Source organism: Georgenia sp. 311, assembly GCF_006151955.1.
In the GTDB taxonomy this organism is placed as follows: Bacteria; Actinomycetota; Actinomycetes; order Actinomycetales; family Actinomycetaceae; genus Oceanitalea; species Oceanitalea wutianyii.
In genome coordinates, this window is the sequence record NZ_VDFS01000057.1 from 12,332 (window position 1) to 24,560 (window position 12,229).

Annotated in this window: 9 protein-coding genes; 4 read left to right on the plus strand and 5 right to left on the minus strand. The window is 72.8% G+C overall.

Going from position 1 to position 12,229, the window contains the following annotated elements:
- On the minus strand, positions 1-1,355 hold a 1,355-nt coding region (locus FHE66_RS12070; protein WP_139073233.1), incomplete at its 3' end, for a glycine--tRNA ligase.
- Positions 1,356-1,556: 201 nt separating this feature from the next.
- Here FHE66_RS12070 and FHE66_RS12075 point away from each other — a divergent pair.
- Positions 1,557-2,741, plus strand: coding sequence for a YibE/F family protein (locus tag FHE66_RS12075; protein ID WP_139073212.1), 1,185 nt, complete (start codon positions 1,557-1,559; stop codon positions 2,739-2,741).
- A gap of 150 nt (positions 2,742-2,891) precedes the next feature.
- Positions 2,892-4,049 (plus strand): tRNA dihydrouridine synthase DusB, encoded by a 1,158-nt coding sequence (gene dusB, locus FHE66_RS12080; RefSeq protein ID WP_230976603.1) that lies wholly within the window; start codon positions 2,892-2,894, stop codon positions 4,047-4,049.
- A gap of 132 nt (positions 4,050-4,181) precedes the next feature.
- On the opposite strand, the gene FHE66_RS12085 is transcribed toward dusB, so the two are convergent.
- The 3 genes from FHE66_RS12085 to FHE66_RS12095 all read right to left on the minus strand — a co-directional run bounded on the left by FHE66_RS12085 (position 4,182) and on the right by FHE66_RS12095 (position 7,898).
- The gene (locus tag FHE66_RS12085) at positions 4,182-5,009 is read right to left on the minus strand and encodes an ABC transporter permease (protein WP_139073214.1); all 828 of its coding nucleotides are present in this window, start codon (positions 5,007-5,009) and stop codon (positions 4,182-4,184) included.
- Positions 5,006-5,992, minus strand: a complete 987-nt coding sequence (locus FHE66_RS12090; RefSeq protein WP_139073215.1) for an ATP-binding cassette domain-containing protein — start codon at positions 5,990-5,992, stop codon at positions 5,006-5,008. Before FHE66_RS12090 ends, FHE66_RS12085 begins: the two co-directional genes overlap by 4 nt.
- Positions 5,993-6,167: 175 nt before the next feature.
- On the minus strand, positions 6,168-7,898 hold the full coding sequence (locus FHE66_RS12095) for an alpha-amylase family glycosyl hydrolase (protein WP_255303725.1): 1,731 nt from the start codon (positions 7,896-7,898) through the stop codon (positions 6,168-6,170).
- A 247-nt stretch (positions 7,899-8,145) separates the two neighbouring features.
- Here FHE66_RS12095 and FHE66_RS12100 point away from each other — a divergent pair, with 247 nt between their 5' ends.
- Positions 8,146-9,657 carry an asparaginase gene (locus FHE66_RS12100; protein WP_176554764.1) on the plus strand — a complete coding sequence of 504 codons (1,512 nt, stop codon included), beginning with the start codon at positions 8,146-8,148 and terminating at the stop codon, positions 9,655-9,657.
- A 49-nt stretch (positions 9,658-9,706) separates the two neighbouring features.
- Here FHE66_RS12100 and FHE66_RS12105 read toward each other — a convergent pair whose 3' ends face one another.
- Positions 9,707-10,699 (minus strand): LacI family DNA-binding transcriptional regulator, encoded by a 993-nt coding sequence (locus FHE66_RS12105; protein ID WP_230976561.1) that lies wholly within the window; start codon positions 10,697-10,699, stop codon positions 9,707-9,709.
- A gap of 193 nt (positions 10,700-10,892) precedes the next feature.
- Here FHE66_RS12105 and FHE66_RS12110 point away from each other — a divergent pair, with 193 nt between their 5' ends.
- Positions 10,893-12,143: an extracellular solute-binding protein gene (locus FHE66_RS12110; protein WP_139073218.1), complete on the plus strand. Its 1,251-nt coding sequence runs from the start codon at positions 10,893-10,895 to the stop codon at positions 12,141-12,143.
- Positions 12,144-12,229 lie beyond the last annotated feature (86 nt).

Here is a 12,229-nt window from a genome sequence, read left to right on the forward strand (position 1 = left end):
GCGCGGAGCTGGGTGAGGCCCACGCGCTCCTGGGACATCGTGTCGCGGTCGCGCACGGTGACGGCCTGGTCCTCGAGGGTGTCGAAGTCGACCGTCACGCAGAACGGCGTTCCGATCTCGTCCTGACGGCGGTACCGGCGGCCGACGGCCCCGGCGTCGTCGAACTCGACGTTCCAGTACGTGCGCAGCTCGGCGGCGAGGTCCCGGGCCACCGGGGAGAGCTGCTCGTTGCGCGACAGCGGCAGGACGGCCGCCTTGACCGGCGCGAGGCGCGGGTCGAGCTTGAGCACGGTGCGCTTGTCGACGCCGCCCTTGGTGTTGGGGGCCTCGTCCTCGGTGTACGCCTCGACGAGGAAGGCCATGAGCGAGCGGGTGAGGCCCGCCGCGGGCTCGATGACGTAGGGCACCCAGCGCTCGTTCTTCGCCTGGTCGAAGTAGGACAGGTCCTGACCGGAGTGCTCGCTGTGGGTCTTGAGGTCGAAGTCGGTGCGGTTGGCGATGCCCTCGAGCTCACCGAACTCGCTGCCGGCGAAGCCGAAGCGGTACTCGATGTCCACCGTGCGGGTGGAGTAGTGGGACAGCTTCTCCTGCGGGTGCTCGTAGTGGCGCAGGTTCTCGCGGCTGATCCCGAGGTCGACGTACCAGTCGGTGCGCGCGTCGATCCAGTACTGGTGCCACTCCTTGTCCGTCCCGGGCTCGACGAAGAACTCCATCTCCATCTGCTCGAACTCGCGGGTGCGGAAGATGAAGTTGCCGGGGGTGATCTCGTTGCGGAACGACTTGCCGATCTGGGCGATGCCGAACGGCGGCTTGCGGCGCGCGGCGGTCATGACGTGGCCGAAGTTGACGAAGATGCCCTGGGCGGTCTCGGGCCGCAGGTAGTGCAGGCCGGACTCGTCCTCGACGGGGCCGAGGTAGGTCTTGAGCATCATGTTGAAGTCGCGCGGCTCGGTCCACTGGCCGCGGGTGCCGCAGTTGGGGCAGGAGATCTCCGACAGGCCCTCGGGGGCGCGCCCCTTCTTCTCCTCGAACTCCTCCTCCATGTGGTCGGCGCGGAAGCGCTTGTGGCAGGAGAGGCACTCGGTGAGCGGGTCGGTGAAGACGCCGACGTGGCCCGAGGCGACCCACACCTGGCGGGGCAGGATGATCGAGGAGTCGAGGCCGACGACGTCCTCGCGGGCCTGGACCATGGTGCGCCACCACTGGCGCTTGATGTTCTCCTTGAGCTCGACGCCGAGGGGCCCGTAGTCCCACGCGGAGCGGGTGCCGCCGTAGATCTCCCCACTCGGGAAGACGAAACCGCGCCGCTTGGCGAGGTTGATGACCGAATCAAGTCGGGAAGGCGCAGCGGCCACGTCAATCACTCCAGTCTGTGTGCGTCCGCACCTGGCGGGTGCGAGCTGGTCAGACCCGCGCCTGGCTGGCGCGAGCACCGGACCAACCTACCTGGACCCGGCCGGACGGAGGACCCGGCCGCGCCCCCACACCGGCGGCCGAGGGGGCGTGGCCCGTGTCGTGGCGGCCGGGACGACGGGCGTCGCGTTAGGTTCGGGGCGATGAGCCACGCCCACGTCCACGTGCTCGACGAGACGTCCACCCCGCTGCCGCCGGACCAGGCGCGCCGGGTGCGCCTCGTGCTCGCCGCGATCGTCGTGCCCCTCCTGCTCGCCACGGTCGCCGGCCTCGTGTGGCTGTGGCCGAGCGGGGAGAGCCCGGTCGGCTCGGTGCCGCTCCTCGGCGACGGCATGTCGATCGAGACCGCCGAGGTCGTCGAGGTCACCGGTGAGCAGGGCGCGGAGGTGCGCGCCGAGCTGCTCACCGGCGTCGGGGAGGGCCAGGTCATCCCCGTCCAGGTGCCGCCCGAGGTGCTCGACAACGGGGCCGACGTCGGGGACCGGGTGCGGCTGCTCTTCAGCCCGACCGCCCTCGGCTCGGGCGTCCCCTACGTGTTCTGGGACTTCGAGCGCACCGTCCCGGTGGCGTGGCTCGCGGTCCTCTACGCCGTCGTCGTCCTCGCCGTGGCCCGGTGGCGCGGGCTGGCCGCGATGGCCGGGCTGGGCGCCTCGCTCGCCGTCGTCGTCGTCTTCGTCCTGCCCGCCCTCATGACGGGCGCGCCGCCCCTGGCCGTCGCCCTCGTCGGAGGCAGCGCGATGATGTTCTTCTCCGTCTACCTCGCCCACGGTGTGTCGATCCGGACGACGACGGCGCTCGTCGGCACCTTCATCGGCCTGGCGATCGCGACGGCGCTGGCCATGTGGGGGACGCGCGCGGCGAACCTCACCGGGACGACCTCGGACACCTCGCTCATGCTCTCCGGCACCTTCCCCGGGCTGCGGCTGCAGGACCTGCTCCTGTGCGGGATCGTCATCGCCGGCCTCGGGGCGCTCAACGACGTGACGATCACGCAGGCCTCGGCCGTGTGGGAGCTGCACGCCGCGGACCCGACGATGCCGCGCCGGCGGCTATGGCTCGGGGGCATGCGCATCGGGCGCGACCACATCGCCTCGACGGTCTACACCCTCGCCTTCGCCTACGTCGGCACGGCCCTGCCGGTGCTGCTCATGGCAGCCTCCTACGACCGCGGCGTCGTCGACACGCTCATGGCGGGGGAGATCGCCGAGGAGGTCGTGCGCACGCTCGTGTCCTCGATCGGTCTCGTGCTCGCCATCCCGGCGACGACGGCGATCGGTGCCGCGCTCGTCGTCACGACCGCAGGCCGCGGCGCCCCGGCCGAGCGCTGACGCGGCTCGTCGTCGCGGCTCGGAGCACGCCGGCGGCGGACCCGTGACGGCGGCCACGATGACGGGGTCGCGGACGTCGGGGAGAATGTCCGGGTGAGTGCGCTGCGGATCGGATCGGTCACGGCGGGCAGCCCGGTGGTGCTGGCCCCGATGGCCGGCGTCACCAACCCCCCGTTCCGGCGGCTGTGCCGGGAGGCGGGACTCGCCGCGCTCGACGACGCCACGCGCGCCACGGCCCGGCCCGGAGAGCACGCCCCCGCGGGCCTCTACGTCACCGAGATGGTCACCTCGCGCGCGCTCGTCGAGCGCAACGAGGAGACGATGCGGATGGTCGAGCCCGACCCGCTCGAGCCGGTCCGCTCCGTCCAGCTCTACGGCGTCGACCCGGCGACGGTGTCGGCGGCGGTGCGGATCCTCGTCGAGGAGGACCGCGCCGACCACGTCGACCTCAACTTCGGGTGCCCCGTCCCCAAGGTCACCCGCAAGGGCGGCGGCGCCGCCCTGCCGTGGAAGCGCGACCTGTTCCAGGCGATCGTGACCGGCGCCGTCGATGCCGCTCGGCGCGGCTCGCGCGGCCGCGCCCGCGAGGTCCCGGTCACCGTGAAGATGCGCATGGGCATCGACGACGACCACCTCACCTACCTCGACGCCGGACGGATCGCCGAGCGGGCCGGCGTGGCCGCCGTCGCCCTCCACGCCCGCACCGCCGCCCAGCACTACTCGGGCCAGGCGCGGTGGGAGACCGTCGCGCGGCTCAAGGAGACCGTCCGCAGCGTCCCGGTGCTCGGCAACGGGGACATCTGGTCCGCCGAGGACGCGATCGCGATGGTCGAGCAGACCGGGTGCGACGGCGTCGTCGTCGGCCGCGGGTGCCAGGGGCGGCCGTGGCTGTTCACCGACCTCGTCGCCGGGTTCGCCGGCTCGCCGCTGCGGGTGCGGCCGGGGCTGGCGGAGGTCGCCGCGACGGTCCGCCGCCACGCCGAGCTCATGGTCGAGTACTTCGACAACGAGAACAAGGCGCTGCGCGAGCTGCGCAAGCACATGGCGTGGTACCTCAAGGGCTACGTCGTCGGCAGCGAGGCGCGTCGGTCGCTCGGGCTGGTGAGCACCCTCGCCGAGCTCGACGAGCGCCTCGCGACCCTCGACCTCACCCAGCCCTACCCGGGCGAGGGCGCCGAGGGACCGCGGGGACGGGCGGGCTCGCCGCGCACCCCGCACCTGCCCGAGGCGTGGCTCGACAGCCAGGACGTCGACGAGCGCCTCCGGGCCCTGCTCACCGAGGCCGAGCTCTCCATCTCCGGCGGCTGACCCCGCCCAGGTCGTGCGGAAGTCGGCTGTCGTGCGGAAGTCGGCGCTCGTGCGGAAGTCGGCTGTCGTGCGGAAGTCGGCTGTCGGCGCAAGGGGGGTGGGGGCAAGGGCAGGGGAGCGCGGGGGGCGACCTCAGTCGCGGGTGCGGTAGAGGTGCATGGTGATGGGGGCGAAGACCGCGGTGAGGGCGGCCGAGGCGACGAGCACCCAGGCGACGCTGGAGAACGTCGTGGCGCCCGCCATGAGCCCGCGCACGGCGGTGACGAGGTGGCTCACCGGGTTGACGTCGACGACCGCCTGCAGGCCCGAGGGCATCGTCCGCGGGTCGACGAAGATGTTCGAGGCGAACGTCAGCGGCATGATGACGAGCATCGACACGCCCATGACGGCGTTCGGGCTGCGCATGACCAGGCCGAGGATGGTGAACACCCAGCTGAGGGAGAACGCGAAGACGAGCAGGAGCAGCAGCCCGAGGACCACCCCGGTGACCCCGCCGTCGGGCCGGAAGCCGAGGACCAGCCCGAGCGCGAGCGTGACGCACGAGGCGATCGTGTAGCGCACGGTGTCCCCGAGCAGCGCGCCGACGATCGGTGCCGGGCGCCAGATCGGCAGCGAGCGGAACCGGTCGAAGACGCCTTTGGTGATGTCGTTGTTCAGGGTGAAGCCCGTGTAGACGCTGACGATGAGCACCGTCTGGACCATGATCCCGGGCAGCAGGAACTGCAGGTAGGTGCGCGTGTCACCCGCGATGGCCCCGCCGAACAGGTAGGTGAACATCAGGGTGAAGATCACCGGGGAGAGCGTGACGTCGAACAGCTGCTCGGGCACGTGCTTGATCTTGAGCAGCGCCCGGTGGGCGAAGACGAGCGTGGTGACCGGCGCGGAGGCGCGCTCCGGCGGGTCGGTCACCGCGACGGCGTCGCGCAGCGCGGTGTTCGCGCCGATGTCGAGGGATCTCATGACGTCCTCTCCGCGGGTGAGGGCTCGGTCTGCTCCTCGGCCGGGCTTCCGGTGAGCGCGAGGAAGACCTCGTCGAGGCTCGGCTGGCCGAGGCTGAACTCGGGCACGTCGAGACCTGCGGAGTGCAGGGCGACGAGCGCCCGGGCCGGGGAGTCCGGCGCGTCCTCCGGGACCCGCGCGCTGAGCCCGAGCCCGTCGGGCAGCTCGGTGACGGGGGTGCCGAGGACGTCGGCGAGCACGGCGCCCGCGGCGGGGCGCTGGGAGTGCTCGGCCACGCGCAGGGTCACGGTGCCGGTGCCGACGGAGGCCTTGAGCTGGGGTGCGGTGCCCTCGGCGATGACCCGGCCGCGGTCGATGACGGCGATCCGGTCGGCGAGCTGGTCGGCCTCGTCGAGGTACTGGGTGGTGAGCAGGACCGTGGTCCCCCCGGAGACGAGGAGCCGGACGATGTCCCAGACCTGGTTGCGGCTGCGGGGGTCCAGCCCGGTGGTCGGCTCGTCGAGGTACAGCACCTGTGGGCTCATGACGAGGCTCGCCGCGAGGTCGATCCGGCGGTGCATGCCCCCGGAGTAGGTCTTCACCGCCTTGTCGGCGGCCTCGCTGAGGTCGAAGGCGGCGAGCAGCTCCCGGGCGCGCTCCTTGGCCCGTGCCCCGGGGAACCCGTAGAGGCGGGCGAGGAGGCTGAGGTTCTCCGCGCCGGTGAGGTCCTCGTCCACCGAGGCGTACTGGCCGGTGAGCCCGACGCGGGCGCGGACGGCGTCCGGCTCGCGCCGGATGTCGTGACCGAGCACCCGGGCGGTGCCGGCGTCGGGGGCGAGCAGGGTGGCGAGCATGCGGACGACGGTCGTCTTGCCGGCGCCGTTGGGTCCGAGCAGCCCGAAGACGGTGCCCTGCTCGACCGAGAGGTCGACGCCGTCGACGGCGGTCGTCTCCCCGAAACGTCTGACGAGGCCCTCGGCCTCGATCGCCAGGGCGAGTTCCATGGCGGCTCCTTCGCGATGGTGGTGTGCCGGGTAGAGACCGGCGCGGTGCCCCGAAGTCATCGCAGGCGGCGATCCTACGTCCGCGGGTGGAACCGGGTGAAGAGGATTTTCCGGGCAGCAGAAGACGCACCCCGCCACCCGGCGGACCGGGGGCGGGGTGCGGGTCGGGCGCGGGTCAGGCCTGGTCGCGCAGCCAGACGGTGGTGTCGGCGGGGACGGCGCCGTCGGAGAGCGGGCCGCTGGCGAGGAGCACCTCGTGGCCCTCGGGCAACGGCACCGGGTCGGCGCCGATGTTGGTGAGGACGAGGACGGCGGGCCGCCCGTCGCCGGTGTTGCGCGCCGCGACGACGTCCTCGCCGGCGGGCACCAGCTCCAGGGCGCCCGCGCCGAGCCCGAGCCCGGCGCGCAGCTCGAGGGCCGCGCGGTACATCCGCAGCGTCGAGCCCTCCTCCTGCTCCTGGGCGTCGGGTGCCAGCGCGGCCCACGACTCGGGCTGGGGCAGCCACGTGCGTCCGGTGGGGGAGAAGCCCAGTCCCGGGGCGTCCGAGCGCCACGGCAGCGGGACGCGGCAGCCGTCGCGGCCCTTCTCGGCGTGCCCGGTGCGCCACCACGCCGGGTCCTGGCGCAGCGAGTCGTCCAGGGTGGTGTGCTCGGGCAGACCGAGCTCCTCGCCCTGGTAGAGGTAGGCGCTGCCGGGCAGGCCGAGCATGAGGAGGCTGGCCGCGCGGGCGCGGCGCAGGCCGAGCTCGGCGTCGGGCTGCGGGTCCTCCGCGCCGATGCCGTTGGGGCCCTTGCCGGTCTGGGCGAAGCCGAGGCGCGAGGCGTGGCGCACGACGTCGTGGTTGGACAGCACCCACGTCGTCGGCGCGCCGACGGCGTCGTTCGCGGCGTAGGAGGAGGCGATCGACTCACGCAGCGCCGGAGCGTCCCACCGGGTGACGAGGAAGTCGAAGTTGAACGCCTGGTGCATCTCGTCGGGGCGCACGTAGCGGGCCAGGCGCTCGAGCGGCTCGACCCACGCCTCGGCGACGAGGATGCGCGCGTCGTACTCGTCCAGGACGGCGCGCCACTCGCGGTAGATCTCGTGGACGCGGTCCTGGTCGAACATCGGGCTGCGGCCGGTGACGGCGTCGTCGCTCGCGTCGGGCGGCGCGACGCCGTCACCGGGGACGTCGGTGCCCTCGACCATGCGCACGTGGCCCGCCCAGTCGGGCAGCCCGGCGGCCTTGACCAGGCCGTGGGCGACGTCGACGCGGAAGCCGTCCACGCCGCGGTCGAGCCAGAAGCGCAGGATGCTGCGGAACTCGTCGTGGACCTCGGCGGACTCCCAGTTGAGGTCGGGCTGGGTGGAGTCGAAGAGGTGGAGGTACCACTGGCCGTCGCGCTCCCACGGGCTGCCCGGGGCGTCGGGACGGTCGCACACGCGGGTCCACGCCTGGCCGCCGAAGACGGACTGCCAGTTGTTCGGCGGCTCCTCCCCGCGCTCGCCGCCGCCCTCGCGGAAGACGTACCGGGAGCGGGCCGCGGAGCCGGGCCCCTCGGCCAGCGCCTGGCGGAACCACGCGTGCTGGTCGGAGGTGTGGTTGGGGACGAGGTCGACGATGACCCGTAGACCGAGCTCGTGGGCGCGGGCGATGAGCACGTCGGCGTCCTCGAGGGTGCCGAAGATCGGGTCGACGTCGCGGTAGTCGGCGACGTCGTAGCCCGCGTCCTTCTGCGGGGAGCGGTAGAAGGGGGAGAGCCACACGGCGTCCACGCCCAGCCGCGCGAGGTGCTCCAGCCGCTCGGTGATGCCCGGCAGGTCCCCGATCCCGTCGCCGTTCGCGTCCCCGAAGGAGCGCGGGTAGATCTGGTAGATGACGGCGGTGCGCCACCAGTCGGCGTCAGCGGCCGGCTGGTGGACCACCTGGCCGGTCGCGGGCAGGGAAACAGGGCTGGGTGAAGTCACGGGCGTTCCAGTCGGGGGTCGAATGACGGGTCTCGTTACGGTACCCACGGTGCTGCCTCCCTCCCAACGTGGGGCGGGAAACCCCGGCGACCCACGTCCGCAACCGGAGTGAAACACCTCACTGCGAGTGTGTCGCCACACGGGGACGAAGGTCCCGGTGTCCGTGCCGGCGGTCCGCCCGGCGAGGACCACGAGGAGGACACGCATGACGAGGACCAACTCACGCCGGGCTCTGCCGGCGGCGCTGCTGGCCGTGGGGCTGGCGCTCGCCCCCGGGACGGCCACGGCGGCCCCCGAGGACAGGCCGCACGTCACCATCATCGCCACGGGCGGGACCATCGCCGGCAAGGCCGAGGGCCGCGACACCTACACGAGCTACCGGGCGGGCACCTACCCGATGAGCGACATGCTCGCCCAGATCCAGCCGGAGGTCGGGGCCTTCGCCGACGTCGACGTCGTGCAGTTCGGCAACGCGGGCTCCGGCGGCTACACGATCGAGCAGTACCGCGAGCTCACCCTCGCCGTCGAGGACGCGCTCGAGGAGTCCGACGCCGTCGTCGTCACCACGGGCACCGACACGATGGAGGAGTTCGCCTACTGGCTCGACCTCACCGTGCAGAACCGCAAGCCGGTGGTCCTCACCGGGGCGATGCGGCCCTGGGCGGCCGGTGAGACCGCGGGCGAGGCGGGCGTCCTCGGCGCCGACGGCCCGGCCAACCTCCTCCAGGCGGTGCGGCTCGGTGCGAGCGGGCAGACGTACTGCTTCGGCACGGTGCTCATGCTGAACGACGAGATCCACGCCGCGCGGGACGTGACGAAGGGCAACACGACCCGCAACGACACGTTCATCACCCGTCAGCTCGGCGTCCTCGGGTGGATCGACGGCGCCGACGTCCACGTCCAGCGTGCGCCCGCCCGAGTGCTCGACTGCGCGCAGGAGGAGTGGTTCACCCCCTTCGACCTCAGCGAGGTCGCGGCCGGCTCGCTGCCGCGCACGGAGATCGTCTACAACTACCAGCAGGCCGGCGGCGAGGCGATCACCGCCTTCACCGAGGCCGGGGTCACCGGCATCGTCACGGCCGGGACGGGGGCCGGCGGGATCTCCTCGGCTCCGGGCCAGGCGCGTCGGGCCGCGATCGCCGAGGGCGTGTGGTTCGCCAGCTCGAGCCGGACCGGCTCGGGGACCGTCTCGGGTGGGGGGACGGGGATCATCGCCGCCGGGGACCTGCTGCCGCAGAAGGCACGGCTCCTGCTGCTCCTGAGCCGCGCGTTCACCCAGGACATCGAGCAGGCGCGCGAGTGGTTCGCCACGCTCGGCACCCCGAGCTTCGACCAGTCGGCGCTCGCGGCCGTCCTCAGCCCGACGCCGGGGGCGGCGCCCGCGCCGGAGCCCACGCCGACCGAGCCGGCGCCAGAGCCGGGCGCGACGGCCGAGCCGACGACGGCGCCGCCCGCCGGGCCGCCGGCCGGCGAGGAGCCCCCGGCGGGCGAGGTCCCGGGCGGGGGAGAGCCGGGCGGTGAGGAGGCCCCGGACGGGGCGGAGCCGACCGAGGCCGGTGGCGCCGGCGGGACCGGTGGTCCGGGCAGCGCCGACTGGCTGCCGGCGCTCGGCGCTCCGGTGCAGGGCGCGCTCACCGTCGCGGCGCTCGCGCTGCTCGTGGGCGGCACGCTCTACGCCTACCGCCGGCGGGCGTTCACGGTGGCGTTCGGGGAGTGACGTACGCGCCTGGGGGGAGGGGCCGGTGGGCCCCTCCCCCCAGGCGTGCTCAGCGCTGGATGGCGGCCGCCGTGGAGTGGCGGACGATGAGCTCGGCGACGAAGAGCAGCTCGCTGCGCGGGGCGCGGGCGCCCTTGACCTCGGCGATGAGGGAGGTGACCGCGGCGTGGCTCATCGCGTCGACCGGCTGGCGCAGGGTGGTGAGCGGCGGGTCGGTGAAGGCCATGAGCGGTGAGTCGTCGAAGCCGACGACGGACACGTCCTGGGGGACCGAGAGGCCGCGGGAACGGACGGCCCGGACGGCGCCGAGCGCCATGAGGTCCGAGCCGCAGATGATCGCGGTGCAGCCGTGGTCGAGGAGCATCCCGGCCGCTGCCTGGCCGCCCTCGAAGGTGTAGAGGGTGGGCACGACCGGGTTGGTGCCCCCGGGCAGGAGCTGGGCGGTGGCGCGCTCGAAGCCGAGGCGCTTGCGCTGGGAGGGGACGAAGCGGTCGGGACCGATCGCCAGCCCGATGCTGCGGTGTCCCTGGGACACGAGGTGGCGCACGGCCAGCTCCATGCTGCCGCTGTCGTCGGTGGAGAACGCGGGGGCGTCCAGCTCCCCGGTGTACCCGTTGACGAGCACGAAGGGGATGTCGCGGGACTGCAGGCGGCGGTAGCGCTCGGCGTCGGCCTGTGTGTCGGCGTGGAGGCCCGAGACGAAGACGATGCCGTCGACACCGTGGTCGAGGAGCATCTCGACGTACTGGTCCTCGGTCGTGCCGCCGGGGGACTGGGTGCACAGCAGCGGGGTGTACCCGAGGGTCGAGAGCACGGACTCGATGGACTGGGCGAAGGCCGGGAAGACCGGGTTGGTGAGCTCGGGGACGATGAGCCCGATGAGGCCGGCGGAGCGCGCCCGCAGCCGCTCGGGGCGCTCGTAGCCGAGCATGTCGAGCGCGGCGAGGACCGCCTTGCGGGTCTCGGCGGCGACCTCGGGCTTGCCGTTGAGCACGCGCGACACGGTCGCCGTGCTGACTCCTGCCTGCTCGGCGACGTCCATCAGTCTCGTGCGGCCTTGCATGGCAGACCCCTTCTTCTGCAGCGGCTCCGTCTGTGTGTGCAATCGTTACATGAAATCTCTGCAACGTGTTGCAATCGCCGTCCGTGGCGACTTACAGTTCCAGCAAACGGCACAGCGACGCGGCTCACAGGCCGTGATGTCGCCTAGGCCACACGACAAGGAGAGATAACGCATGCGTCGCAGCATCGTGATCACCGCCGCCGCCGCTTTGACTCTCGGTCTGGCCGCCTGTGGCGGAGACGCCGAGGAGACCCCGGCCGACGACAGCACCACCACCGACGAGGCCACGGCCGACGCCGGGGCCAACGGGGACGGGGGCAGCCTCACGATCTGGGTGGACGACACCCGCCAGGCGGCCGTCGAGGCCGCCGCGGAGGCCTTCGAGGCCGAGACCGGCACCGCCGTCGAGCTCGTGCAGAAGAACTTCGACGACATCCGCCCGGACTTCCTCGCCCAGGTTCCCACCGGCGAGGGCCCGGACATCACCGTCGGTGCCCACGACTGGCTCGGTGAGTTCACCGCCAACGGCGTCGTCGCCCCGGTCGAGCTCGGCGACAAGGCGTCGGAGTTCGAGGAGGTCGCGGTCGAGGCCTTCACCTACGAGGGCCAGGTCTACGCCCTGCCCTACGCGATCGAGAACATCGCGATCTACCGCAACGCCGCGCTGGTCGACGAGACCCCCGCGACCTTCGACGAGATGATCGCCATGGGTGAGGCGTCCGGCGCCCAGTACCCGTTCCTCGTGCAGGTCACCGAGGTCGGCGACCCCTACACGATGTACCCGTTCCAGACCTCCTTCGGGGCCCCGGTCTTCGAGATGAACGAGGACGGCAGCTACTCGCCCGAGCTCGCGCTCGGCGGCGAGGCCGGCAACAACTTCGCCACCTGGCTCGCGGAGCAGGGTGCGGCCGGCACGCTCAACACCTCGTGGGAGTACGACATCGTCGTGGAGGCCTTCGCCAACGGTGAGGCCGCCTACCTCCTCGGCGGCCCGTGGATGCTGTCCTCCTTCGAGGGCATGGACATCGCGGTCGACCCGATCCCGTCCGCGGGTGGCGAGCCCGCCCGTCCGTTCACCGGCGTCCAGGGCTTCTACGTGAGCGCCCAGAGCGACAACGCGCTCCTCGCGAACGACTTCCTCGTGAACTACATGGCCACCGAGGAGGCCCAGGTCGCTCTCTACGAGGCCGGTGACCGCACCCCGGCGCTCATCAGCGCCGCGGACACCGTCTCCTCCGACCCGATCGCCGCGGGCTTCCGCGAGGTCGGCGCCGAGGCCGTCCCGATGCCCTCCATCCCCGAGATGGGCGAGGTGTGGAACTTCTGGGGCGTCACCGAGGGCCAGATCATCGCCGGCGCCGTGAACCCGGTCGAGGGCTGGGAGAAGATGGTCGCTGACATCCAGGCCGCGATCGGCGGCTGATCCGACAGCGGCGCGCCCGGGTCGCCCCGGGCGCGCCGCCGCGCGATCCTGGTCCTACGCGCTGGCCCCGCCCGCGCACCTCCCGG

Coding starts and splice junctions, on each gene's coding strand:
- FHE66_RS12075 (WP_139073212.1), top strand. CDS start 1,557: ATGAGCCACGCCCACGTCCACGTGCTCGACGAGACGTCCACCCCGCTG.
- dusB (WP_230976603.1), top strand. CDS start 2,892: ATGGCCGGCGTCACCAACCCCCCGTTCCGGCGGCTGTGCCGGGAGGCG.
- FHE66_RS12085 (WP_139073214.1), bottom strand. CDS start 5,009: ATGAGATCCCTCGACATCGGCGCGAACACCGCGCTGCGCGACGCCGTC.
- FHE66_RS12090 (WP_139073215.1), bottom strand. CDS start 5,992: ATGGAACTCGCCCTGGCGATCGAGGCCGAGGGCCTCGTCAGACGTTTC.
- FHE66_RS12100 (WP_176554764.1), top strand. CDS start 8,146: ATGACGAGGACCAACTCACGCCGGGCTCTGCCGGCGGCGCTGCTGGCC.
- FHE66_RS12105 (WP_230976561.1), bottom strand. CDS start 10,699: ATGGACGTCGCCGAGCAGGCAGGAGTCAGCACGGCGACCGTGTCGCGC.
- FHE66_RS12110 (WP_139073218.1), top strand. CDS start 10,893: ATGCGTCGCAGCATCGTGATCACCGCCGCCGCCGCTTTGACTCTCGGT.